The organism is Maricaulis virginensis (assembly GCF_027922185.1).
Taxonomy (GTDB): domain Bacteria; phylum Pseudomonadota; class Alphaproteobacteria; order Caulobacterales; family Maricaulaceae; genus Maricaulis; species Maricaulis virginensis.
Window position 1 is genome coordinate 83,909 of the sequence record NZ_BSFE01000012.1, and the last position, 23,859, is coordinate 107,767.

Below are 23,859 nucleotides of genomic sequence, written 5' to 3' on the forward strand. Positions count from 1 at the left end.
ATTCCTGTCTTGCCAGCATGACACAAAGCGCGGGCTTGCGCGCCTTCGCTGTCATCGGTCTTGTCGGCATCGCCGTAGCAGCCTGCAGCACCACGCCGCCGCCCCCGCCGCCGGTGCAGCAGCCACCCGTTACCCGGCCGGAACCGGAGCCCACGCCGGAGCCTGAACCCGAGCCGGAAGTGCGCACCGGGCTCATTCCGCCGCACATGGCCGATCGCGACCTCGTCCGCGTCGCTGTCCTGCTGCCCTTCTCGGCCGAGAATGCCGGCGCCCGCGCGGAAGCCCTGCGCCTGCTGCGCGCCGCCGAACTGGCCCTGTTCGAGCGCGGCAGCGGCAATCTCCTGATGATCCCCAAGGACACACAGGGCACGCCCGAGGGCGCACGCGCCGCTGCCATGGCGGCCGCCGGCGACGGTGCCGACATGATTATCGGTCCGCTGTTCGGCCCCGCGGTGTCCGGTGCCGCCTCGATTGCGCGCCAGGCCGATATTCCGGTGATCGCCTTCACTACGGACACGACGGTGGCAGGCGACGGCGTCTATCTGATGAGCTTCCCGCCGGAGATCGAGGTCGAACGGATTGTGGAATACGCCGCCCGCCAGGGTGTCGAGCGCTTTGCCTATCTGGGCCCGCAGGACCGTTATGGCATGGCGGTCTATGATGCCCTGCAGAACAGTGCCGGGCTGAATGGCGGCTATGTCGCCGCAGATTCCTTCTATACCGGCGATGTCGAAGCCATGGCGCGCGCGTCGGCGCGCCTGGCCAGCGGTGTCTTCGAACCGCTCACCCCGGAAGACGCGCTCGAGCTGCAGCGCCAGGAATGGGTGCCGGATCCCGATGCCGCTTTCCAGGCCGTGATCCTGCCCGAGGGCAGCACCCGCTTGCGCGCTCTGGGCCCGCTGCTGGTCTCGCAGAATGTCGATCCGCTGGTCGTTCGCTTCCTGGGCACCGGCCTGTGGAACGATCCGGAATTGCTGCGCGAACCGGCGCTGCATGGCGGCTGGTTTGCCGGCCCCGACCAGGCTGCCCGCGAACGCTTCGAAACGGCCTATCGCGAAGCCTATGACAGTCCGCCCTCGCGCATCGCCAGCCTGGCCTATGATGCGATGGCCCTTGCCGCACACCTCGATGGCGGCGAGCGCGGCTTCTCGCGTGCGGCGATCGAGGAAGAGCAGGGCTTCATGGGGGCGGACGGCCTGTTCCGCTTCCGCTCTGACGGGATGATCGAGCGCGGTCTGGCGATCTTCGAGATCCGCCCGCGCGGCCTGCGCGAGATCGAACCCGCCCCGCTGAGCTTCGAACCGCCGGCCTTCTAGGGTACGAGTTCGCCGGAAACCCCGTCGGCCAGAAGACGGCCGGCGGCGGTCAGGCGTATCCGCGAGCCGGCCTGATCCACCATGCCCTGGCGCATCATGCGCGCCAGACCGTCAGGGTCGATCCCGCTGCCGGTAGTGGCGTGCAGATGATCGATGTCCAGCCCGTCCGCCAGGCGCATCCCCATCAGGATGCGTTCGGCGATCTCGTCCGCGACGCCAAGCGCCTCCTCGCTCGCAATGCCGGTACCGGTCTCTGTGACGCGGCGGATGTAGTCGGCCGGCCGCCGGGCGGCCTCTGTCGCCGCACGTCCGCCAGCGCTCGCGCGCCCGATGCGGCCATGGGCCCCCGGGCCGATACCGATCCAGTCGCCGCCCTCCCAGTAGAGCCGGTTGTGGACCGACTCGTCGGCGCGGCCGCGGGCGTGGTTGGAGATTTCATAGCCCTCGAACCCGGCCGCCGCGCACAGGCTTTCGGTCAGCTCGTAAAGGTCGGCGGCAAAATCCGGCGGCGCGTCCAGCTGTTCGCCGCGGCCGGCGCGCTTTCCGAAGGCCGTACCCGGCTCGATGGTCAGCTGGTAGGGCGAGATATGCCCGACACCGCTGGCCAGCGCCTCGCCGAGCTCGGCTGCCCAGTCATCCGCCGTCTGACCGGCGCGGGCATAGATCATGTCGAGCGAGACGCGGGCGAAATCACGCTGGGCCGCGTCGATCGCCCGGCGCGCCAGTGAAGCGTCATGATCGCGGCCGAGCGAGACCAGTGCCTGGTCGTCAAAGCTCTGCACGCCCAGCGACAGCCGGTTGATACCCGCCGCGGCCATGCCGGCAAATCCGTCGATATCCTTGGGATTGGCTTCCAGCCCGATTTCCGCGCCGCCGGCGAAGCCCCACAGACGCCCGGCCTCACCGATCACGGCGGCGAGCTGCTGCGGGGTCATCAGGGATGGCGTGCCGCCGCCGAAGTGCAGGCTGGCGAGCGGCCGGGCACCGGTGCGGGCGCGCCAGTGCGCCATATCGGCCAGCATGGCGGCCAGAAGCGCCTCGTCATCGCCCTTCGGCCGGTAGACGTTGAAGTCGCAATAGGGACAGATACGGGCACAATAGGGCCAGTGCACATACAGCCCCAGCGCATTGCCGGGGCCGGAGGCCGGCCCGTCGCTCACGATCCGAATTCCGCCGCGATCATCGCAGCCAGGGCCCGGGCGCGATGGCTGAGTTGGCGTTTTTCCTCGGGCGCCATCTCGCCGAAGGTGCGGCGCTCGCCCGCCGGGCAGAAGACCGGGTCATAGCCGAACCCGCCCTTACCGCGCGGCGGCCAGATGATCGTGCCCGCCACTTCGCCGCGATAACGGCTGATCGATCCGTCAGGCCGGGCGAGGGCAATCACGCTGACAAAGCGCGCCGTACGGTCGGCCGCCTCGCCCAGTTCGTCATGCACCCGCTGCATGGCCCGGCCGAAATCGCGCGGCTCGCCGGCCCAGCGGGCGGAATAGATGCCGGGCGCCCCGTCCAGCGCATCGACGGACAGTCCGGAATCATCCGCCAGGCAGGTGAGGCCCGTCGCCTCGCAGGCGGCCCGCGCCTTGAGCGCAGCATTACCCTCGAATGTCGGCTCGGTTTCTTCGGGTTCAGGAAGGTCAAGTTCAACAGCGCTTTTCAGGGCGATCCCGCGGGGTGCGAGAATGTCCCGCAACTCCTTGATCTTGCCCGCATTATGGCTTGCGAGAACCCAGGTTTCACCGTCTGAAATCGCCATTATTCCGGTCCTCTTTTATCGCCTTTCGAAAAATTCATATCGAAAAACGATATTTTTCGCTTGCGCACCCGCCGCCTCTCGTTTATCGATAAACAACAAGGACGGGAGACACCGTCCCGCGTACCACGAATGACAACGGTAATTGGTCAGATTAAAGCAGAAAGGAAACAGTCAAATGGTCAGGTCCGGAAATTCGAGCATGCAGGTCGTCGCGTCCATCGCGGTCAATGCCATGCTGCTGATCTCGGTTGCGGCCGGCGCGTTCTACGCGATTGCACCGGTTGCTGCATGATTGCTACTGACGGGTGAGGCCTGACGGGCGGACGCGCCGCTCACAGGCCTCATTCGCAAGCCGCATTGCCTATGGGAAGGGGCGGGCATGAAAACACTGGGCCAAGGATCGCTCGCATCCATTGTGAAGATCATCCTGGATGTCGTCTGGTATCTGGGCTGGGTCCTTTTGAGTTTCGCCGCGCTGGTCCTGCTGGCTGCCGCTGCCACGCTCGTCATGGATTTCCTCGGCTATTCGCCGGGTGTTGTCACAGAGCTTTTCCAGTCGATCCGCGAACACGGCTGGCTTTTCCCGCTGCTGGTCACCGAGATCATCGCGTTCATGATCGTGATCGACCGGCTGCGCCGCATTTCCTCGACCCTGATCGCGGGCGACCCCTTTGTGCCGGAAAATGCCGGGCATCTGCGGGTCATTGCGATCGCCATCGCCGGCTACCAGGTTCTGCGTCACGTCACGCAGGGGGCCGTTGCGATGCTGCTGACCATGATGGACCAGCCCGTTCTGGGCGGTCTGGAACTCACGGCGACGGCGAATATCGACCTGGGCGCCTGGTTCGCGGTGGTCGCGCTGCTGGTACTCGCGGAGATCTTCCGCGAAGGTGCGAAAATGCGCCAAGAACAGAAACTCACGATTTAGGGAGGCGCCATTCATGCCCATTCGCGTCACCCTGGACCGTATGCTCCTTGAGCGCCGCATGTCGCTGACCGAATTGTGCGACCGTGTCGGCATCACCATGGCCAACCTGTCCATCCTCAAGACGGGCAAGGCCAAGGCCGTGCGCTTCTCCACGCTGGAGGCGCTGTGCCGCGAACTCGACTGCCAGCCGGGCGACCTGCTGAGCTTCGATGATGACGAGGATGAAGACGGCCGCGACGCCGCCGAATAGGCGCGGAAGGCCTCGGCAGAACACGAAACTTCGCCGTCCCTCATACCGGCGAAGCAGACGGCGGGGGTGGGCCTGCACGGAAGACCCTCCCTCACGGAAGGGGCCCTTCCCAAAGAGCCCGTGCGGGCCATTTCCAGCCCCCCAGCGCACTCCCGCCGTCTGTCTCTTGCTAGCAATTTGCCGCAATTTCCGAAGGATAACGCCACCGGCCGCGCTGGCAAGCGCGTTGACCCCACACCGCTTTCCCCGGACCCCGTTCCGGGGCCCGGCATACGAAGGCATTTGTGCTCAGTTTGTCAGCAGTCACAGGGCCGGAATGCGCTGTGCGCCTCCGGGGAAACCGGTCCAAGGATGGGTCGCGGGCGCTACCCCTTCAACGCCGCCAGCTGAGCGGCGCACAGATCGGTCACGCCGGCCTTGGCGAGGGCGAAGAGTTCGTGGAAATCGCTTTCCGGGATCGGCTTGTCCTCGGCGGTCGCCTGGATCTCGACAATACCGCCGGTATTGGTGAGGACGAAATTGGCGTCGGCTGCGGCGCGGCGGTCTTCCTCGTATTCCAGGTCGAGGCGGGTTTCCCCGTCGATCACACCGCAGGAAATCGCGGCGAGCTGGCCATGCACCGGATCGGCTTTCAGCAGGCCTTCCTCGATCAGATAGCCGGTGGCCTGTTTCAGGGCCACCCAGGCGCCGGTGATGGCCGCTGTGCGGGTGCCGCCATCGGCCTGGATGACATCGCAGTCGACGGTGATCTGGCGTTCGCCCAGCGCCTTGAGGTCGACCACGGCCCGCAGGGAGCGGCCGATCAGGCGCTGGATTTCCTGCGTGCGGCCGGACTGTTTGCCCGCCGCCGCCTCGCGGCGTCCCCGGGTGTGCGTGGCACGTGGCAGCATGCCGTATTCCGCCGTCACCCAGCCCTTGCCGCCACCGCGCAGCCAGGGCGGGACGCTGTCTTCGATGCTCGCCGTGCACAGCACGTGCGTGCCGCCGAAGCGGGCCATGCAGGAGCCTTCGGCATAGACGGAAACACCGGCTTCCAGGCTGATCTCGCGCAGTGCGTCGCGGGCGCGTCCGAAGGGTCTCATGCATTTCTCCACGTCTTGATACCGGCCGCTCCTAGCGGCATGTGCGCATCGCTTCAAGCGCCGCGGCAGGGATCGCAGACAGGAATAGAGAATTGAACCGGCGCAAAGCGGAGATTAATTGAATGGCATGGCTGATACGCGACCCGAATCGACCCTGGCCGCCCTGGACGGACGGATGCGCACGATCTTCCGCGAGATCGTGGAAGCCTATCTGCGCTCCGGCGAGCCGGTCGGTTCGCGCACGCTGTCGCAGACCGGCAATCTGTCGCTGTCGCCGGCCTCGATCCGCAACACCATGTCCGACCTGGCCCAGATGGGCCTTCTGACCGCACCCCATTCCAGCGCCGGCCGCATGCCCACCCATGCCGGTCTGCGCCTGTTCGTCGACGGACTGTTGCAGGTCGGCCAGCTGACCGAGGACGAGCGCAAGGCGATCGAGGGCAAGGTGACCCGCTCGGGCCGCACCCAGCAGGACCTTCTGTCGGAAGCCTCATCCCTGCTGTCGGGCCTGGCAGGCGGGGCCGGCCTGGTTGTCACGCCCAAGCGCGAGGCACCGCTGCGGCATGTCGAATTCGTGCCGCTCTCGCCGCAGGAAGTGCTCGCCGTGCTCGTTTTCGAGGACGGCACGGTGGAGAACCGGCTGATGCGCGCACCGGACGGCATGCCGCCGGTGACGCTGATCGAGGCCGGCAATTATCTTTCGGCCCGGCTGAAGGGGCGCTCCCTCGCCGAGGCGCGCAAGGCGATCGAGGCCGAGATCGCCCAGCGCCGCTCCCAGCTGGACAGTGCCGCAGAAGACCTGGTCAAGCAGGGCCTGGCCGACTGGTCCGGCGGCTCGGCCGAGCGCGCCCTGATCGTGCGCGGCCAGGCCCGGCTGCTGGAAAGCGTCGATGCGGCAGGCGATCTCGAGCGGATCCGGCTGCTGTTCGAGGACATCGAACGCAAGGAAGAGCTGATCACCCTGCTGGACAAGGCCCGCGACGGCGATGGCGTGCGCCTGTTCATCGGCGCCGAGAACCCGCTTTTCAGTCTGTCGGGTTCAAGCGTGATCGTGGCTCCCTATATGAATTCCGACCAGGAAATCATCGGGGCGCTGGGTGTAATTGGCCCCACCCGTTTGAACTATGCGCGTGTTATCCCCCTTGTCGACTACACCGCCCGTGTCGTCGGACAGATCCTCGACGGCACGCGATCTTGAGAGTGAAAGCGAATGAGCGAGACCGAAAACAGCAAGCCTGAAGACAACGGCCAGCCCGAGACGGAAGACGCCGCCGCGACCCCGCAAGCGGGCGCGGAGGACACGGCCGGCGAGACCGGTGCCGATGCGTCGCCGGACGATGCGATCGTGAAGCTGACGGCCGAGCTGGATTCCATGCGCGACAAGCTGTTGCGCGCCCTGGCCGAGGCCGAGAATACCCGCCGCCGGGCCGAGCGCGATGTCGCCGATGCCCGCAGCTATGCGGTATCCAGCTTCGCCAAGGACATGCTGGACGTGTCCGACAATCTGTCGCGGGCGGTCGGCGCCGTCGATCCCGCGACGCTGGACGGCGCACCGGACGCGGTGAAGAACCTCGTCGAAGGGGTGGCGATGACCGAGAAGGCCCTGCTCTCCAAGATGGAGCGGCATGGCGTGAAGAAGGTCGATCCCCAGCCGGGTGACGCCTTCGACCCGCACCGCCACCAGGCCGTCGCCCAGATCCCGTCCGACCAGCCCAATGGCCGCATCGCCTCGGTGATGCAGACCGGTTTCGTGATCGGCGAACGCACCCTGCGCGCCGCCATGGTTGCCGTCTCGGCGGGCAATCCGTCCGGCGACGGCAATACGTCAGGCGGTAACGGCGTCGACGTCACCGCCTGACGGGACATCGCATCAACAACACCCGTTTTCGCCGCGCCCCCTCGCAAGGGGCGCGGCGAAAGTCCATGATGAGCCCGTCATGAAACGGGGTTGAAAATCATGTCGATGCTGCCGCAATGGGCAATGGACGCGCTGAACATCCTGACCCAGCTCCTTGTGCTGGCGCTGGGCGCCGCGGCGCTGGCGATGATCGTCATGTACATCATTGATCGCGCCCAGACCGCCGATGCGGTGCGCCGCAACTACCCGCTGGTCGGCCGCTTCCGGAACCTGTTCACGACGCTGGGCGAGTTCTTCCGCCAGTATTTCTTCGCCATGGACCGCGAGGAACTGCCCTTCAACCGGGCGGAGCGCGACTGGGTCTACCGGTCGGCCCAGGGCGAGGGCGGCACCGTGCCCTTCGGCTCCACCAAGCCGATGGACAAGGCCGGCACGGCGCTCTTCGTCAATTGCGCCTTTCCGCTGCTCGACGATCATGCCGCCGCCACCGAACCCCTGCGCATCGGACCGCACGCCCGCCACCCCTATGATGCGCCCTCCTTCTTCAATATTTCCGGCATGAGCTATGGGGCACTGTCGAAACCCGCGGTGCAGGCCCTGTCGCGCGGCGCGGCGAAGGCCGGGATCTGGCTGAACACCGGCGAGGGCGGGCTCTCGCCCTGGCATCTGGAGGGCGGCTGCGACATCGTCTTCCAGATCGGTACCGCCAAGTATGGCGTGCGCAATGCGGCCGGCGGGCTGGATGATCAGCGCCTGCGCGACATGGCCGATATCGATGCGGTGAAGATGTTCGAGCTGAAGCTTTCCCAGGGCGCCAAGCCGGGCAAGGGCGGCATCCTGCCGGCCGAGAAGGTGTCGGCGGAAGTCGCGGAGATCCGGGGCATTCCGGTCGGCGAGGCCTCGATCTCGCCGAACCGGCATCCCGAATTCGACGATGTCGACGGCCTGCTCGACATGATCGGGCATATCCGCGAGGTCACCGGCAAGCCGGTGGGGCTGAAGGCGGTGATCGGCGCCCATGGCTGGATCGAGGACATGTGCGAGGCGGTCACACGCCGCGGCACGGAGAGCGCGCCGGATTTCTTCACCATCGACAGCGGCGATGGCGGCACCGGCGCGGCGCCGATGGCGCTGATGGACAATGTCGGCCTGACGATCCGCGAAAGCCTGCCCATGGTGGTCGATATTCTCGAGCGCTACGGCCTGCGCGGCCGGGTGCGGGTGATCGCGACGGGCAAGCTGCTGCTGCCGGGTGCCGTGGCCTGGGCGCTGGCAGCCGGTGCCGATTTCGTCCAGTGCGGCCGCGGCTTCATGTTTTCGCTGGGCTGCATCCAGGCGATGAAGTGCCACCGCAATACCTGCCCGACCGGTGTCACCACGCACGACAAACGCCTGCAGCGCGGCCTCGTCGTCACCGACAAGGCCGAACGCGTCGCCCGCTATGCCGACACGATCCGGAGCCATGTCGAGATGATCGCGCATTCCTGCGGTGTCGCCGAGCCGCGGCAATTGCGCCGCAAGCATGTGCGCATCGTCCAGGAAAACGGCCGTTCGCTGCCGATGAGTGTGATCGACTTCATGCCGCCGCCCGATGGCCGCAACCGGCCCGGCGACATGCCTTCCCAGCCCTAGCAGGACCCTGGCGGTGACCCTCCTTGCGCTGCGCCTGATGCATACGGCCGTGTTCGCACTCTGCCTCACCTGTCTGGGCCTGATCGCGCATTATGATCTGACAGGACGGGGTCTGGTGCCGGCTCTGTGGGCTCTGCTGCCGCCGGCACTGGTGGGTCTGGGACTTCTGCTCAATCGCGGCGAATGCATCCTGCAGAGCTGGGCCAGGCAGCTCACCGGCAGCGGCGAGGCCTGGGCGCGCGACGTTTTCTTCCTGCCGGAAAGCTGGGCGCTGCGGACGGTGCCGGTCATGCTGCCGCTGTCGCTGGTGCTGATCGCGGCCATGCCGGCCCGCTATCTCGCGGGATGACCAAAGCGTAACGGGTGTGACACGGGCCCGACAGGCCGCCTGCCGTCAGGATGCTCCGGCAAAATCAGGGGGAATGGCATGCTGGGACTGATCGTACTTCTCGCGCTCGAGGCACCGCCGGCGGAACCGCTGGCGCTCTACGCCCGGGCGCGCGAAACCGTCGAAACCCATGGCGACGCACTCTGGCCGGGCCTCGCCGACGCGCCCTTCCGGATGCTGCTGAATGATGGCGAACGGGAGTTTCTGGTCTGCGGCGGCACACCGGACGGGTTCGAACCGGCCGGGACGGATCCCGCGACCGGCTGTTCCCTCTCTTGGCGCGATGCGCAGTTCGGGCCGAACCTGCTGGCCACCTTCCCGCTGTTCGGGGTCAGCACGATCGTGACCGGCACGCCGGAAGAGACCGGACAGACCCCGCGCGCCTGGCAGCAGGTCGTGCTGCACGAGCACATGCACCAGTTCCAGGACACACATCCCGCTGCCAGCTATGCCGCCGTTCAGGCGCTTGACCTGCATGGCGGGGACGAGACCGGCATGTGGATGCTGAACTATCCCTTCCCCTACGCCGACCCGGCGACCGCGGAAGCCGGGCGCGCCCTGGCCGACGCGGCCCTGGCAGCGCTCGATGCAGAGCCGGACGGGTTCGACGCGGCCTTCGATACCTATGCCGCCGCCCGCGCAGCTTTCACCGCCGGCCTGTCGGACGCCGATGGGCGCTATTATGAATTCCAGGTCTGGAAAGAGGGGGTTGCGCGCTGGACCGAGCTGGCACTGGCCCGGCTCGAGGGCGACGCCGAAGAGACCGCACGCCAGGAAGCCCGGCTGCGCCAGGAATTGCGCGAACTGTCACTGCCGGACTGGCAGCGCGTCGCCTTTTACGCGCTGGGCTCGGCCGATGCCGAGCTGCTCGAACGCCGGGGTGCTGCCTGGCGGGAAGCCTATTTCGACCACCCCTTCCGGCTCGGCACCCATTTTGTCTCTGCCGGCGCCCGCTGAGCCGGCGCCGGCAGAGACCTGTATCGACCAGACTAGCAGGCGCGGTACTCGCCATTGCGCCAGTAGGTGCAGCCGTCGCGCTCGTCGACATAGTATTCGCGGCGTGCACGCTCGTCATAATAGAGGCGGGAATGGCTGGGATTGTTCTGGTTCCAGGCGCAGCCGCCCTGGGACCGGCATCCGGCATAGGCACCGCCCGCCGCACCGATCACGCCACCGATGATGGCGCCGGTCTCGGCATCGCCGGACCCGGTATTATTGCCGATGATGGCGCCCGCCGCCGCGCCCAGCGCGCCGCCGGTGATCGCCCCCTGGGTGGTGGCCCCGCAGGCCGTCAGGCCCAGTGCGAGAACACTCACTGCAAACGCTTTCGAGATCATGCTCGTCTCCCTGTCGCACCCGGCGCGGTCCGGCCATGTGCCGGGGCATCGCGAACGGGTGGAAAGGCCATTCTGCCCGCAATTGCATGACTGCGCCATGAACCAGCAGGTCGCAGGGCGCACAAAAAACGCCGGGAGCGGCAACTCCCGGCGTTCGACCGGCAAGGGGTACCGGCGATGTCTGTGGCGTTCGGGTTCAGCAGGCGCGGTATTCGCCGTTGCGCCAATAGGTGCAGCCATCCCGGTCGTTGACGTAGTAGTACCGGTTGGCCCGGCGATCGAGATAGAGCTGCGAGTGGTTGGAATTGCTCTCGTTCCAGCGGCAGCCGCCTTCCTCGCGGCACCCGGAATAGGCACCGGCCGCGGCACCGACGGCACCGCCGATCAGGGCACCGGTCTGGGCATCGCCCGAGCCGGTATTGTTGCCGATGATCGCACCTGCAGCCGCGCCCATTGCGCCGCCGGCAGCCGCATTTCGCGTGGTGGCACCGCAGGCCGTAACGGTCAGGGCGGCAGCACTGACGATCAGAAGTGTCTTCATCATGGCGTCCAGTCTCCCGTGTGTTGTTCGACACAGGATGCAACGCCCGGACGCAGGAGCCGTTCCATGGACCGGCGATTTCGCCGGCGCCGCGGGCGATCAGGCCGGCGTGACGCGCCGCATGGTCAGATTGATGCGTCCGCCGCCGGGGAAAACCGTTTCCGGCAGCAGGGTCGAGGTGCCCGGATAGATCCGGTCGACGCCGTGATAGCTGCGCCGCGAGGCCCCGCCGAGCACCACGACATCGCCCGAGGACAGCACCATGGAGGCCGTCTTGCCGCGCCGCGTGGTGCCGCCGATCCGGAAACGGGCCTTGTCCCCCAGCGAGACCGAGACGACGGCCGCATCGGTCGCCGCCTCGTCGCTGTCGACATGCAGGCCCATGCGGCTGCCCGGCGCATACCAGTTCACCAGGCAGGCTTCCGGCGGCGCGGGATAGCCGGACACGGCCGTCCACAGATCCAGCAATGCAGTGGGCAGGGGCGGCCAGGGTGCGCCGGTTTCCGGGTGCGCGGGCTCGTAGCGGTAGCCGCGCGCCTGGTCGGTGACCCATCCCAGCGGGCCGAAATTCGTCATCTTCACCGAGAGGGGCTGTCCCGTACGCGGCATGGAGGGCCGCCAGAAGGGCGCCGTCGCGGCCGCCTCGATCACGGCCGCCACCAGATCCGACTGGACCGTCCGGTCGAAATGACCGGGCAGAAAGCGGAAACCGGGCAGAGGCGGGGCGGGCTCGTCCATGCCTCCAGCATGGCGCGCCGCAGGCCGCGCTTCCACCCGGAATTCATCCCCCGGCAGTCATCCCCTGTCGACCGCCGGCGGACGCGTTGCTGCAGCGCCCGCCAGCGGCCGTCCCAAACGCCTAACGCGCGCCGGAACCGGTAAAGTCGAGCCGCATCTCGCCATTGTTCAGCCGGACATTGCGGGATTCCCGGCGGCCATCGGGATAGATCACCTCGACAAAGGCCTCGGTGTAGACCGTGTTCATGCTGGTCGAGAATTCGCCGGGCGAAGCGACGCCCGGGCGATGACGGGTGACGTGGAAGGTGTGGGTCAGCGGTGTCGTGCCGATGAAATTCATCGAGGTCGTGTCCCGTCCGGCCGGGATCGATCCCATTACATCGGTCGAATTGACGCCGACCGAGCGGTGGCCGGTCAGCGACATGTAGACCTCGGCCCCCGGTTCCGGCGTGGTGACGATGAAGGTCTGCTGCGGCAGAATCACCGAGCAGGCGGACATAATTAATGAGACCGCTGCGACAACGGGCAGCATCAGGCGTCTGGCGATCATTGTCCCCCCTCGGGCCGCCGGGCCCTGTCCTTGAAAACCCGTACGGTTTACCGGGGGCTTGCAGGGCAGGCCATTCGGCGATCGACGAAGGCGCGCGGGATTTTCTGCGGTCCGCGCCGCCGCGACACCCCGTCCCTGCAACGGACGCGTCTGCGGCCTTGCGCTTGCAGTCATCCCTCCCTAAATCGCCCACCAAGCGCGGGGTTATTCCCCGAACATGCGTGAACCACTCCGGTGTCGGCATCACCGGATATTCAATGACGATCCCGAAGGGGACGGTGAACGGCATCCGGTACGCTTGCGACAAGGTCCTGATGCGCCGAACCGGTCCCGCTTGGAAAAAACGGAGAGACGATCAATGAGCAAGGTCATCGGCATCGACCTGGGTACCACCAACTCCTGTGTGGCCGTTATGGAAAACGGACAGGCCAAGGTCATCGAGAATTCCGAAGGCGCGCGGACGACCCCGTCCGTGGTCGCGTTCACCCAGGACGGCGAGCGCCTGATCGGCCAGCCGGCAAAGCGCCAGGCCGTCACCAACCCGGACTACACCTTCTTCGCCATCAAGCGCCTGATCGGCCGCATGATGGACGACCCGACGGTCAAGAAGGACATCGACATGGTGCCCTACAAGATCGTGCCGTCGGACAATAACGACGCCTGGGTGCAGGGCCGCGACAAGAAGTATTCCCCGTCCGAGATTTCCGCCTTCACGCTGCAGAAGATGAAGGAAACCGCGGAAAGCTATCTCGGCGAGAAGGTCGAGAAGGCGGTCATCACCGTCCCGGCCTATTTCGACGACGCCCAGCGCCAGGCCACCAAGGACGCCGGCAAGATTGCCGGTCTTGAAGTCCTGCGCATCATCAACGAGCCGACCGCGGCCGCCCTGGCCTATGGTCTCGACAAGGGCGAGAACAAGACGATCGCCGTGTTCGACCTCGGCGGCGGCACGTTCGACGTCTCCGTCCTGGAAATCGGCGACGGCGTCTTCGAAGTGAAGGCGACCAATGGCGATACCTTCCTGGGCGGTGAGGACTTCGACCTGCGGATCGTCGAATACCTCGCGGACGAGTTCAAAAAGGAAAACGGCATCGACCTGAAGCAGGACAAGCTGGCCCTCCAGCGCCTGAAGGAAGAAGCCGAGAAGGCCAAGAAGGAACTGTCCTCGGCCACCTCCTATGAAGTGAACCTGCCCTTCATCACGGCCGATGCCTCGGGCCCCAAACACCTGAATATCAAGCTGTCCCGCGCCAAGCTGGAAGCGCTGGTCGACGATCTGGTCAAGCGCACCCTGGAGCCCTGCAAGAAGGCGCTCAAGGATGCCGGCCTGTCGGCTTCCGACATTGACGATATCGTTCTGGTCGGCGGCATGACCCGCATGCCCAAGGTGCAGGAAGCCGTGAAGGGCTTCTTCGGCAAGGATCCGCACAAGGGTGTGAACCCGGACGAGGTGGTCGCCATGGGTGCCGCCATCCAGGCCGGCGTCCTGCAGGGCGATGTGAAGGACGTGCTGCTGCTCGACGTGACCCCGCTGTCGCTGGGTATCGAGACGCTGGGCGGTGTCTTCACCCGCCTGATCGAGCGCAACACCACGATCCCGACCAAGAAGTCGCAGGTCTTCTCGACCGCCGACGACAATCAGACCGCCGTCACCATCCGCGTCTCCCAGGGTGAGCGCGAGATGGCCGCCGACAACAAGCTGCTGGGCCAGTTCGACCTGGTCGGCATCCCGCCGGCGCCGCGCGGCCTGCCGCAGATCGAGGTCACCTTCGACATCGACGCCAACGGCATCGTCAACGTGTCGGCCAAGGACAAGGCGACCGGCAAGGAACAGGCGATCCGGATCCAGGCGTCCGGCGGTCTGTCCGACGACGATATCGAACAGATGGTCAAGGACGCCGAGGCGAATGCCGAGGCCGACAAGAAGAAGAAGGAACTGGCCGAGGCCCATAACGGCGCCGAAGCCATGATCCACCAGACCGAAAAGCAGCTCGAGGAGTTCGGCGACAAGGTGCCGTCCGCCGACAAGGAAGCCATCGAGGCGGCCCTGTCCGAGCTGAAAGCGGTCAAGGATGGCGAGGATGTCGAAGCCATCCAGCAGAAGACCCAGGCCCTCGTCCAGGCCGCAATGAAGCTGGGTGAGGCGATGTATGCCGCCCAGCAGTCCGAAGGCGCCGAAGGCGGTGAAACCGCCTCCGGGGACTCCTCGGACGATGACGTGGTCGACGCGGAGTTCTCCGAAGTCGACGACGAAAACAAGAAGGACGGCTAAGGTCCGGTGATCCGGAGCGGCACGCGGGATACCGCTGCCGCTCCGGGCCCGCCGGCCCAGGAGCGCCTCATGGCCCGTCCCGACCCGATTTCCGCACCTTTCGGTGCCTTCGCACTTCCCGAGCTGGCGGAGCGCTTCCGGCGCCTCCCCATGTCCCTGCCGCTCGACGGCCTGCGCCGCGGCGCGGAGACCGTGGTCCGGCGGACCCTGATGTCCGGCGGCCGCGAGATCGCCGATGTCGAGGTGTTTCCCGGACAGTTCGCCCGCCTGCACCTGCGCGACAATCGCTGCGAGAAGCGCGTCTTCGCCGGAGCCCGCACCTGGGACGATGCGGAACGGGCCGAGATCCGCGCCCGCATTGCCGCCCACGACGCCGATACCCCCTTCAATTTCGTCGATGCCGGCGCCAATGCCGGCCTCTACACCCTGTCCGTGCTGGCAGACGGAAAGACGCTGGGGCGGCCGGTGACGGTGGTGGCGATCGAGCCGGACACGGAGAACCGGCGGCGGCTGGAATTCAATCTGCGATCGTCCGGCGCCGAAGGCGTGACGGTCGTGCCCTGTGCGCTGGGCGCCGAAGCGGGGGAAGTCCGCATGGTGCAATCCGGCAGGAACCGGGGCGAAGTGCATGTCGAAACCGGTGGCGAGGGCGATACGGTCGCCATGCGTCCGCTGCAGGCCGTGCTGGATGAGGCCGGTATTGCGCGCGTCGATGTCATGAAGATCGACATCGAGGGTTATGAGGGTCCCGTTCTGGAGGCTTTCTTTGCCCGGGCGCCGCGCACGCTGTGGCCCGGCATGATCCTGATCGAAACGCGGCACGAGGCCGCGATCCATGACGGCGCCGCGGGCCTGTGTCTTGCACAGGGCTATTCGCTGGCGCGGCAGATGCGGCAGAACGCGGTACTGGTTCTGTCCCACGGTGAAGCTTGATGAGTAAACGCGACTATTACGAGACACTCGGTGTCGACCGTTCGGCAGACGAAAAGGCGCTGAAGAGCGCCTATCGCAAGCTGGCGATGCAATATCACCCGGACAGGAATCCGGGCGATGCGGAGGCCGAGGCCAGGTTCAAGGAAGTCGGCGAGGCCTATGCCATCCTGTCCGACAAGGACAAGCGCGCAGCCTATGACCGCATGGGCCACGCCGCCTTCGAACAGGGCGGCATGGGCGGCGGCCAGGGCCCGTTCGGCGGTGGCGCCGGTGCGGCCGAGTTTGCCGACATTTTTGAACAGGTCTTCGGCGAAGCCTTCGGCATGGGCGGCATGGGCGGCGGCCGTCGCGGCGGGCGCAGCCATGGTCCGGCGCGCGGTGCCGATCTGCGCTATGACCTCGAGATTGCCCTGGAAGATGCCTTCAGCGGCAAGGAAGCGACCATCAAGGTCCCCACGGCCATGCATTGCGAACGCTGTGACGGGCAGGGCAATGAGCCGGGTACCGAGCTGGAAACCTGCGGCACCTGTGGCGGGGCCGGACGAATCCGCCGCTCCCAGGGCTTCTTCACCATGGAACAGACCTGTCCGCATTGCGGCGGGCGCGGCCAGTACGTGAAAACCCCCTGCCAGGACTGCGACGGTGTCGGCCGGGTGCGCAAGACGCGCACGCTGAATGTCACCGTTCCGGCCGGCGTCGAGGACGGCACGCGCATCCGTCTTGCCGGTGAAGGCGAAGCCGGGGCCCGTGGTGGTCCGCGCGGCGATCTCTACATCTTCATTTCCGTCAAGCCGCACGAGATTTTCGAGCGCGACGGACCCAATCTCTACTGCCGCACCCCCGCCTCCATGGTGCAGGCCGCGCTGGGCTGTTCCATCGAAGTGCCCACGATCGAGGGCGGCAAGGCCGAGATGAAAATCCCCGAAGGCGCCCAGACCGGACGCCGCATGCGCCTGCGCGGCAAGGGCATGCCCCGCCTGCGCGGCGGCCCGCGCGGCGACATGATCGTCGAGCTGTTCGTGGAAACCCCGCGCAATCTGTGCGACCGCCAGAAAGAGCTCCTGAAGGAGTTCTGCGACCTCTCCGGCGAGGGCTGCAATCCCGACAGCGCGGGTTTCTTCAACAAGGTCAAACAGTTCTGGGACGATGTGACGACCGATGACGGTCGTCCCAACGCCAACTGATCCGCCGCACGCAATCCGCGTGACACCCTGCGCCGCAACGGCGTAGGATTCGCGCATGGATACCAGGCCGGACACGACTGCCCCTGCTGACACACCCGCAGACGCAACGCATTTCGAACCCTTCGAGATGCGGCTCTATCGCGTGTCGCCGCTGGGCCCGCTCCTGACAACGCTGGCGCTGTTCGTCCTGGTCTATGGCAGTTTCGTGCTGATTGCCGAGACCACCCGCCAGCCTTCGCTCTTCCATGTCAGCGCGACTGGCGGGATCGTGCTGGTACAGGTCGCGTGGATCGCGCTGGTCCTGTCGCTGATCTTCACGGCCGGCACCGCCTTCACCGAATTCAGCCGCCGCATGTGGGAGGCCGAGACCGACGCCCTGGTTGCCGCCCTCGTACCGGCCGGGGCCGGCGATGCGCGCGCCTTCGCCCTGGGCATTCCGCGCAGCTGGAGCCGGCGCTATGCGCTGATGTTCTTTGCCGGCGCCGCCGCGGGTCTTGCCTTCAACGGCATGATCATCCTCACCAGCAATTTCACCTTCGTGACCTATCTCCAGTCGGTCGGCCTGTGGTTTATCCTGGTATCGCCCGTGCTCTACGGCATCGGCTTTCGGGCCGGGATCGATCTGGCGCGCGAGAGCGCAGCCATCAAACAGCTGATCCGCGACCACCTGACGATCGATCTCTTCCATCTCGACCGGCTGGGCGTGTTCGGCCGGATCGGGCTGCGCGCCGCGCGGTCCTGGCTGATCATGGCCGGTATCCTGCTGCTTTTCCTGATCAATCCGAACCGGCCCGACGCATTGTTCGACGCCACCCAGTTGTGGATCACCGTGCCCGTTGTTGCCGCCTCGATTGCCGGCGGCGTCATCGTGCTGACCAGCGCGCTGCATCCGGTGCACACCAAGATCCGCGCCGCCAAACAGGCCGAGCTCGACCGCATTCATGCCGAGATGGCCAGGGTGCGCGAGCGGGCGCTGGCCGGCGATGCGGAGGCCGCATCGGCCCTGGCCGGTCTGACCGATTACGAGATCTGGGTGAATGCGCGGCCGGAATGGCCGGTCTCGGCGGGCGTGACGACGCGCTTCTCGCTTTATGTACTGATCCCGGTCATTCCCATCATCGGGTCCTATGTGTTTGAAAAGCTGGCCGATCAGTTTGTTTCCGGAGGAGGAGTATGAGCCAGGTCATCCGTGTAGCGCTTCTGGGTGTGACCGGGCGTCTGGGCCGGGCCATCGGCCGGGCCGTCCTGCAGGCACCCGATTTCGCCCTGACAGGCGCCGTTGTGCGCGCCGGCTCGTCCTCGGAAGGCGAGGATGTCGGCGAATGGCTGACCGGCACGCCCTGCGAGTGCATCGCGACGGTCGCCCTCGAGGAGGCGGTGCGCGACGCCGATATCGTGCTCGATGCCAGCCTGCCGCGCATGACGGCCGCAACGGCAGAACGCCTGGCTGGCTGGAACGGTCCGCCCCTGGTCAGCGGTGTCACCGGGTTCGACGCGGACGAACAGGTCCGTCTGACCGCGGCGGCCCGCCGGCTGCCGATTCTCTCCACGGGGAATTTCTCGCTCGGTATTGCCCTGGCCGAAGCCCTGGTGCGCCAGGCCGCCGGCCGGCTGCGCGCGCATGACTGGGATATCGAGGTCGAGGAGACCCATCACCGCATGAAGCCCGACGCGCCCTCGGGCACCGCCCTGCTGCTGGGCCGGGCCGCCGCCGAAGCCCGCGGCGAGGATCTCGATGCCGTCGCGACACCGGGACGCCATGGTACGACCGGTCCGCGCAAGCCCGGCACGATCGGCTTTTCCGCCACGCGCGGCGGCACGATCATCGGCGAGCATGCCGTGCGCTTCCTGGGCGATATGGAAGAGATCTCCATCTCCCACCGCGCCTTCGACCGCTCGATCTTCGCCGCCGGAGCACTGGAGGCTGCGCGCTGGATGTCGAACAAGGGCGAGGGCCGGCCGGCCGGCCTCTACTCCATGCAGGACGTCATCGCCGTCGCATGACAGGATTTGTCAGGACTTGTGTGACAGGCCTCGACCTGCGTTGCACGTGAAACATGCCGGATATGGCGCCGGCCGGGCCAAGCTTGCGCAGGGCCCGAAATCCTGACATCATCCCGCCAGATCAGCCGGCCTCAAGGCCATGTTTCAGGGGGTGTCAGTGCGCAGGGCCGAACGTCTCATCCGCATCGTCCAGGCCTTGCGGGAAGCCGCGCCCGGCGCCGTGACCGCCCATGACATGGGCAAGCGCTTCGAGGTTTCCGAACGCACCATCTATCGCGATATCGCCCATCTGATCGGCTCCGGCGCGCCCATCGACGGCGAAGCGGGTGTCGGCTATGTGCTGCGCCCCGGTTTCGACCTGCCGCCGCTCACCTTCTCCTATGAACAGCTCGACGCGCTCGCCCTGGGCGCCCGCCTGGTCAAGGCGACCGGCGACAAGGATCTGGCCATGGCCGCCGCCGAGGCGCTGGGCAAGATCGAGCACGCCCTGCCCGACACGCACCGCCAGCGCCTGCGCTCCACGCCGCTGTTTGCCGCCTTCCTCGACGAGACCGTGCGGCCGGAAGCCTTCGGCCCCGTACGCAACGCCATCGCTTCGAAGCGCAAGCTGCGCGTGGTCTACAACTCGCTGCAGGACGAGAAAACCAAGCGCGTCATCCGTCCGCTCGCGCTGACCTGTTTCGGCCGCGTCTGGCTGCTCTCGGCCTGGTGCGAACTGCGCAATGATTTCCGCCACTTCCGCACCGACCGCATCGAACGCCTCACCGTCCTCGCCGAAAGCTATGAAGACGAGCCCGGCAAGCGCTACGAAGACATGCGGCGCGCGGCGTAACCGCTCTCACTCACCCGTTGTCATCCCGGTCGGATGGCCCGCGCAGGCGGGCCAAAGGGCCGGGACCCATACGCCCGGTGCAGGCCGGGGCGGCCTCGACATCTGTGAGAACTGGATGAGCAGCGGGGCTATGGGTCCCGGACTCGCGCCCGGCTTTCGCCGGGCATCCATCCGGGATGACAAAGAAGGGCAGGGGAAGGCTGAAAAAGGCCCGTCTCTCCATTGATCTCTTGCCTCCCCTGCGGCGAAATCCCGGTATGAAATCAATGGGCTGGTTTGCGCGTGCGCGAGCCTATCAAAGCCCAGACGCCCGCCTCAACGGGCGCAAGTGTCCGTCAGGGCCCGGTCCACAGGGCACGCTCATCACAACCAGCTCTACGAGCTGGGTTCCGGCTTTCGCCGGAATGACGGTGGAGCGGAGACGGCAGGCCCTGCCGCGCAGGCCCTGCAAGCCCTACCAGCTCCCGGTATTCTCCATGCTCGCCCAGGGTTCCTGCGGCGGGAGATTGTCGCCGCGCTGCAGGAGTTCCACGGAGATACCGTCCGGCGAACGCACGAAAGCCATATGGCCGTCGCGCGGCGGACGGTTGATCGTATAGCCCATCGCCTGCAGGCGGGCGCAGGTGTCGTAGACATTGTCCATGCGGTAGGCGAGATGCCCGAAATTGCGGCCGCCGGTGTATTCCTCCGGATCCCAGTTATGGGTCAGCTCCACACAGGGCAGGCCTTCGGGAATCTTGCTGCCGGTATAGACACCGCCCGGATAGCCCGCGGCCTCCACATCTTCCGGCGTGGCGAGAAAGATCAGGGTGAAACGCCCCTTCTCGCTGTCCATCCGGCTGATTTCCTTGAGACCCAGGCCTTCGCAGTAGAAACGCAGGCTCGCGTCCAGGTCCGAAACCCGGACCATGGTGTGCAGGTAGCGCATGGCAATCCGTCCTAATTCGTCTCGTTGGCGGGTTCGGTCCCCGTATCCCGCTGGCCGGGATTTTTCGGATCGGGCACCGCTCTTACCGCCCATTTGGGGCGTTTGCGCGGAATGACAATGTCATCGAAGGGTTCGCCGCGGGCGCGGGCCAGGGCCGGCACGAAGCCTTCCGGCGAGCGGGCATGGTGGATGCGCGCCATCAGCGCGCCGCAGGCCGCCCAGATCAGGCAGAATCCGAAGAACATGTAGAACATCCACGGATAATAGCCCTCGTCATACCAGGGCCCGCCATCCAGCCCCATGACGATGACCGGCCACAGCGCCACCAGGCCCAGCGCGGCCAGCGGCGTGATCGCGATCGCCAGCACCAGTGTACCGGCGGCATAGAGCGCCCAGCGCGGCTCGTAGGCGGCGACATAGAGGCGTTCGAACGCGGCCGCGTCGACGCCCCTCACGGTCGCCGGCTTGCTCTCGCAGCGCTCGGCATATTCGATCCGCGCGTCTTCCATCAGCCGCCGGCGTGCCGCGACCCAGCGGATCAGGAAGGCGGCGGCCGCGACAAGGCCGGTAATGCCGGCAATGGCAAAGGGGTGTGAAAGGTCCATGGACCCAGTTTAGCGTGCTGCCGCCTCGTAGGCGAGCATGGCGCGCTTGCGTTCGACACCCCAGTGATAGCCGGTCAGCTGCCCGTCTGCCGCAATCACGCGGTGGCAGGGGATCAGCCAGGCGACCGGGTTGGCCCCGACCGCCGCACCCACGGCGCGCGCCGCCTTGGGCGTCCGGACCTGCTCGGCAATCGACTTGTAGCTTGTCGTCTCGCCGGCCGGGATCTCCAGCAGGGCCCGCCAGACCTGGCGCTGCCAGGGCGTGCCATAGAGCGCCAGCGGCACCGGCGCACCGGGCCCGCCGCCCAGGAAGATCCGCCCGGCCCAGGCCCGCGCCTCCGCGTCGTCGCGGACATAGTCTGCGGCGGGAAAGCGAGCGTGCAGATCGTCGAAGGCCGTGTCGATATCCGGTTCGGCAAAGGCGAGGGCGGAGAGGCCGCGCGGCGCGATCAGCAGCACCGCTTCGCCGAAGGGCGTGGGCGTTGCGCCCCAGACGAAGCTCAGCCCGGCGCCGCGCCGTTTTGCATCGCCCGGCGTGACGGCTTCGTGGGCGATGAAGAGATCGTGCAGCCGGCCGGGGCCCGACAGACCCGCATCGAAGGCGGCATCGAGAATGCTGGCGCCGTCCTCCAGCGCCTCGCGCGCGGCGCCATGGGCCAGCGCGCCGACATATTTCTTCGGGCTCAGCCCCACCCAGCGGGTGAAGAGGCGCTGGAAATGGTGCGGCGACAGGCCGGTCGAGCGGGCTGCGGCGTCCAGATCGGGGTGGTCGCGCCAGTTCTCGCCCAGCCAGGCGAGGGCCGAGGCGATGCGGCGATAATCACGGCAGGCCGTGTCGAGATCGAGATTCTGTGCGGTCATCATGCGGCCAGTCTAGCCACCGCTCGGCACCGCTCCACCCGGTTCTTGCGCCCGGTCCTTCGGGGTGTCCTGCGACGCCTCTCGGGCCGGATTGAGCGAGCGGCGTGCCGTATCGATCGCCGCCCCCAGCGCTTCGGCAAATTCGCCGCGCTCGGGCGGGCTGAGAAAACTGCCCAGCACCAGCGCGCGGCCATGGGCGCTCAACGCCAGCTGGGCGTGGTGTTCACCCGGATCGATCAGCCGCAGCTGCACCCAGGCCGTGGGCAAGCGATAGCGGCGGCGATGCCCGGTCGGGTGCTGGCGCACCACCTCGATATCGCGCGCATTCACCGTCACCCATTCGCGCGCGCGGCCATCGCGATAGGAAATCCGGAAAGCCAGCCAGACCAGAAAGGCATCGAGCCCGAAAAACGGCGTCACCGGCCAGGCCCCGATGGTGATGAACAGCATGCCGGCGCTGAAGGAGATAATGGCGATGGCGATCATCAGCGCCGTGAAGGCGGGGTTGGGCAGCGACCGGTTGGGCGCCAGTTCGGCCTCCATGAAGGCCGGGCCCTCATGCGGCGCGACGGCCTCCGCCTCGGCGGGCCAGCTTTCCACGATCGTGCGCATGACGGGCAAGATAGTCGCTCCTGTGGCCGAGACAATGGCCGCCGGGTCCGCTCGCCGGATGACAGGCCGCGCGAAGCGGCTATACCTGCGGCCATGACGACATCGACGCCCCGCAAGACCGCCGCCAGACCGAAATCCCGCCGCAAGCCGCAGCCGCGCGGCCTTTCGCGCGAGCAGGCCCACGACCTGATGGCGCGGCTGGCGCAGGACCGGCCCGCGCCGCGCACCGAGCTGGACTATACCAATCCCTATACGCTGCTGGTCGCGGTCGCCCTGTCGGCCCAGGCCACCGATGTCGGCGTGAACAAGGCGACGAAGCTTTTGTTCCAGGAGGCCGATACGCCGGAGAAGATGGTCGCGCTGGGCGAGGATCATGTGCGCGACCGCATCAAGACGATCGGCCTGTTCCGCAACAAGGCCAAGAATGTCATCGCCCTGTCGAAAATCCTGATCGAGCAGCATGGCGGTATCGTGCCCGCCGAACGCGAGGCGCTGGAAGCGCTGCCGGGCGTCGGCCGCAAGACGGCGAATGTGGTGCTCAACGAGGCCTTCGGCGTGCCCACCATCGCCGTCGACACACATATCTTCCGCGTCTCCAACCGCACCAGACTCGCCCCGGGCAAGGACCCGCTGGCCGTCGAAAAGCGGCTGGAAAAGATCATGCCCGACGAATTCCGCCAGGGCGCCCACCACTGGCTGATCCTGCACGGCCGCTATGTCTGCAAGGCCCGCAAGCCGGAATGCTGGCGCTGCCCGATCGAGGATCTGTGCCAGTTCAGGGACAAGACACCCGCCCCGAAAGGGATTTGAGGCGAAGGGCTTGCCCTGACACCCTCTCTATCTTCCCCGGACTTGTTCCGGGGCCTGGTGGTCTCGACGCGCTCGCGCTGACGCCGGCCACACCCGGTTCGAGGGGCGGCGGTGATCCACTCTTCACCTTTGCCAGGCTCCGGAACGGGGTCCGGGGAAACCGGCTGGGTCTGGCCCCTGGACCGGGGAGCGGTCGAAGGGGGTAAGTGAATGCGCGCTACGCGCTCTGCGGTTCTGCGCACCGCCCCCTCAGTCCGCTGACGCGGACAGCTCCCCCGCAAGCGGGGCGAGCCCTTGCTTCCCTGACACCCACTCCGTTTTCCCGATACGGCCCACTTTCCCCAACCTCACCGCTTTCCCCGGACTTGTTGTTCAGCCCGGGGACATCATTAACGGGTGTTCGGAGACATGGTTGACACCTTGTGGCTTGGATTTCGTCTCTTGG

The 23,859-nt window shown here is 66.8% G+C and carries 26 protein-coding genes; 15 read left to right on the top strand and 11 right to left on the bottom strand.

Features of this window, described 5'->3' with window-relative positions; translation table 11 throughout:
• Window positions 1-17: 17 nt before the first annotated feature.
• A complete protein-coding gene (locus tag PKE71_RS15940; protein ID WP_271187995.1) occupies window positions 18-1,316 on the top strand; it encodes a penicillin-binding protein activator in 1,299 nt (432 codons plus the stop codon).
• Here PKE71_RS15940 and hemW read toward each other — a convergent pair.
• Both hemW and rdgB read right to left on the bottom strand, forming a co-directional pair.
• The gene (hemW, locus tag PKE71_RS15945) at window positions 1,313-2,476 is read right to left on the bottom strand and encodes a radical SAM family heme chaperone HemW (RefSeq protein WP_271187996.1); all 1,164 of its coding nucleotides are present in this window, start codon (window positions 2,474-2,476) and stop codon (window positions 1,313-1,315) included. The genes PKE71_RS15940 and hemW overlap by 4 nt on opposite strands.
• Window positions 2,473-3,069 (bottom strand): RdgB/HAM1 family non-canonical purine NTP pyrophosphatase, encoded by a 597-nt coding sequence (rdgB, locus tag PKE71_RS15950; protein ID WP_271187997.1) that lies wholly within the window; start codon window positions 3,067-3,069, stop codon window positions 2,473-2,475. The genes hemW and rdgB overlap by 4 nt, the downstream gene beginning before the upstream one ends.
• Before the next feature lie 379 nt (window positions 3,070-3,448).
• Here rdgB and PKE71_RS15955 point away from each other — a divergent pair, with 379 nt between their 5' ends.
• Together PKE71_RS15955 and PKE71_RS15960 are read left to right on the top strand one after the other, a co-directional pair.
• Window positions 3,449-3,997: a DUF2975 domain-containing protein gene (locus tag PKE71_RS15955; protein ID WP_271187998.1), complete on the top strand. Its 549-nt coding sequence runs from the start codon at window positions 3,449-3,451 to the stop codon at window positions 3,995-3,997.
• Between the two features lie 13 nt (window positions 3,998-4,010).
• On the top strand, window positions 4,011-4,247 hold the full coding sequence (locus PKE71_RS15960; RefSeq protein WP_271187999.1) for a helix-turn-helix domain-containing protein: 237 nt from the start codon (window positions 4,011-4,013) through the stop codon (window positions 4,245-4,247).
• 365 nt (window positions 4,248-4,612) lie between these two features.
• On the opposite strand, the gene rph is transcribed toward PKE71_RS15960, so the two are convergent.
• Window positions 4,613-5,329 (bottom strand): ribonuclease PH, encoded by a 717-nt coding sequence (rph, locus tag PKE71_RS15965; RefSeq protein ID WP_271188000.1) that lies wholly within the window; start codon window positions 5,327-5,329, stop codon window positions 4,613-4,615.
• 127 nt (window positions 5,330-5,456) lie between these two features.
• On the opposite strand from rph, the gene hrcA reads away from it, so the two are divergent.
• The 5 genes from hrcA to PKE71_RS15990 all read left to right on the top strand — a co-directional run bounded on the left by hrcA (window position 5,457) and on the right by PKE71_RS15990 (window position 10,164).
• The gene (gene hrcA / locus PKE71_RS15970) at window positions 5,457-6,527 is read left to right on the top strand and encodes a heat-inducible transcriptional repressor HrcA (protein ID WP_271188001.1); all 1,071 of its coding nucleotides are present in this window, start codon (window positions 5,457-5,459) and stop codon (window positions 6,525-6,527) included.
• A gap of 12 nt (window positions 6,528-6,539) precedes the next feature.
• A complete protein-coding gene (gene grpE / locus PKE71_RS15975; RefSeq protein ID WP_271188002.1) occupies window positions 6,540-7,187 on the top strand; it encodes a nucleotide exchange factor GrpE in 648 nt (215 codons plus the stop codon).
• 105 nt (window positions 7,188-7,292) lie between these two features.
• Window positions 7,293-8,819, top strand: a complete 1,527-nt coding sequence (locus PKE71_RS15980) for an FMN-binding glutamate synthase family protein (RefSeq protein ID WP_373878829.1) — start codon at window positions 7,293-7,295, stop codon at window positions 8,817-8,819.
• 13 nt (window positions 8,820-8,832) lie between these two features.
• Complete coding sequence (locus tag PKE71_RS15985; RefSeq protein WP_271188004.1) at window positions 8,833-9,168, top strand: hypothetical protein; 336 nt, start codon at window positions 8,833-8,835, stop codon at window positions 9,166-9,168.
• 78 nt (window positions 9,169-9,246) lie between these two features.
• Entirely contained in the window at window positions 9,247-10,164 is a 918-nt protein-coding gene (locus PKE71_RS15990; protein WP_271188005.1) for a hypothetical protein, read from the top strand.
• Window positions 10,165-10,196: 32 nt separating this feature from the next.
• Here the strand turns inward: PKE71_RS15990 and PKE71_RS15995 are convergent, their stop codons facing one another.
• The 4 genes from PKE71_RS15995 to PKE71_RS16010 all read right to left on the bottom strand — a co-directional run bounded on the left by PKE71_RS15995 (window position 10,197) and on the right by PKE71_RS16010 (window position 12,373).
• Window positions 10,197-10,544 carry a glycine zipper domain-containing protein gene (locus PKE71_RS15995; protein ID WP_271188006.1) on the bottom strand — a complete coding sequence of 116 codons (348 nt, stop codon included), beginning with the start codon at window positions 10,542-10,544 and terminating at the stop codon, window positions 10,197-10,199.
• 196 nt (window positions 10,545-10,740) lie between these two features.
• On the bottom strand, window positions 10,741-11,088 hold the full coding sequence (locus PKE71_RS16000; protein ID WP_271188007.1) for a YMGG-like glycine zipper-containing protein: 348 nt from the start codon (window positions 11,086-11,088) through the stop codon (window positions 10,741-10,743).
• 96 nt (window positions 11,089-11,184) lie between these two features.
• Window positions 11,185-11,823, bottom strand: coding sequence for an alpha-ketoglutarate-dependent dioxygenase AlkB (locus PKE71_RS16005; protein WP_271188008.1), 639 nt, complete (start codon window positions 11,821-11,823; stop codon window positions 11,185-11,187).
• A gap of 121 nt (window positions 11,824-11,944) precedes the next feature.
• Window positions 11,945-12,373: a hypothetical protein gene (locus tag PKE71_RS16010; RefSeq protein WP_271188009.1), complete on the bottom strand. Its 429-nt coding sequence runs from the start codon at window positions 12,371-12,373 to the stop codon at window positions 11,945-11,947.
• Window positions 12,374-12,731: 358 nt separating this feature from the next.
• Between PKE71_RS16010 and dnaK the strand changes: the two genes are divergently transcribed.
• The 6 genes from dnaK (at window position 12,732) to PKE71_RS16040 (ending at window position 19,598) form a co-directional block, all read left to right on the top strand.
• A complete protein-coding gene (gene dnaK, locus PKE71_RS16015; RefSeq protein ID WP_271188010.1) occupies window positions 12,732-14,645 on the top strand; it encodes a molecular chaperone DnaK in 1,914 nt (637 codons plus the stop codon).
• A 69-nt stretch (window positions 14,646-14,714) separates the two neighbouring features.
• The gene (locus PKE71_RS16020; RefSeq protein WP_271188011.1) at window positions 14,715-15,578 is read left to right on the top strand and encodes an FkbM family methyltransferase; all 864 of its coding nucleotides are present in this window, start codon (window positions 14,715-14,717) and stop codon (window positions 15,576-15,578) included.
• Complete coding sequence (gene dnaJ, locus PKE71_RS16025; RefSeq protein ID WP_271188012.1) at window positions 15,578-16,762, top strand: molecular chaperone DnaJ; 1,185 nt, start codon at window positions 15,578-15,580, stop codon at window positions 16,760-16,762. Before PKE71_RS16020 ends, dnaJ begins: the two co-directional genes overlap by 1 nt.
• A gap of 55 nt (window positions 16,763-16,817) precedes the next feature.
• Window positions 16,818-17,939 (top strand): hypothetical protein, encoded by a 1,122-nt coding sequence (locus tag PKE71_RS16030; protein WP_271188013.1) that lies wholly within the window; start codon window positions 16,818-16,820, stop codon window positions 17,937-17,939.
• Complete coding sequence (dapB, locus tag PKE71_RS16035) at window positions 17,936-18,766, top strand: 4-hydroxy-tetrahydrodipicolinate reductase (protein ID WP_271188014.1); 831 nt, start codon at window positions 17,936-17,938, stop codon at window positions 18,764-18,766. Before PKE71_RS16030 ends, dapB begins: the two co-directional genes overlap by 4 nt.
• Window positions 18,767-18,923: 157 nt before the next feature.
• Window positions 18,924-19,598 (top strand): helix-turn-helix transcriptional regulator, encoded by a 675-nt coding sequence (locus tag PKE71_RS16040; RefSeq protein ID WP_271188015.1) that lies wholly within the window; start codon window positions 18,924-18,926, stop codon window positions 19,596-19,598.
• Between the two features lie 454 nt (window positions 19,599-20,052).
• Here the strand turns inward: PKE71_RS16040 and PKE71_RS16045 are convergent, their stop codons facing one another.
• From PKE71_RS16045 to PKE71_RS16060, 4 genes are read right to left on the bottom strand one after another with little or no spacing between them, the layout of a single operon-like run.
• Window positions 20,053-20,526 carry a VOC family protein gene (locus tag PKE71_RS16045; protein WP_271188016.1) on the bottom strand — a complete coding sequence of 158 codons (474 nt, stop codon included), beginning with the start codon at window positions 20,524-20,526 and terminating at the stop codon, window positions 20,053-20,055.
• 11 nt (window positions 20,527-20,537) lie between these two features.
• On the bottom strand, window positions 20,538-21,131 hold the full coding sequence (locus tag PKE71_RS16050) for a hypothetical protein (RefSeq protein WP_271188017.1): 594 nt from the start codon (window positions 21,129-21,131) through the stop codon (window positions 20,538-20,540).
• Between the two features lie 9 nt (window positions 21,132-21,140).
• A complete protein-coding gene (locus PKE71_RS16055) occupies window positions 21,141-21,995 on the bottom strand; it encodes a methylated-DNA--[protein]-cysteine S-methyltransferase (protein ID WP_271188018.1) in 855 nt (284 codons plus the stop codon).
• Window positions 21,996-22,004: 9 nt separating this feature from the next.
• Window positions 22,005-22,604 (bottom strand): DUF2244 domain-containing protein, encoded by a 600-nt coding sequence (locus PKE71_RS16060; protein ID WP_271188022.1) that lies wholly within the window; start codon window positions 22,602-22,604, stop codon window positions 22,005-22,007.
• A gap of 93 nt (window positions 22,605-22,697) precedes the next feature.
• Here PKE71_RS16060 and nth point away from each other — a divergent pair, with 93 nt between their 5' ends.
• A complete protein-coding gene (nth, locus tag PKE71_RS16065; protein WP_271188019.1) occupies window positions 22,698-23,414 on the top strand; it encodes an endonuclease III in 717 nt (238 codons plus the stop codon).
• Window positions 23,415-23,859 lie beyond the last annotated feature (445 nt).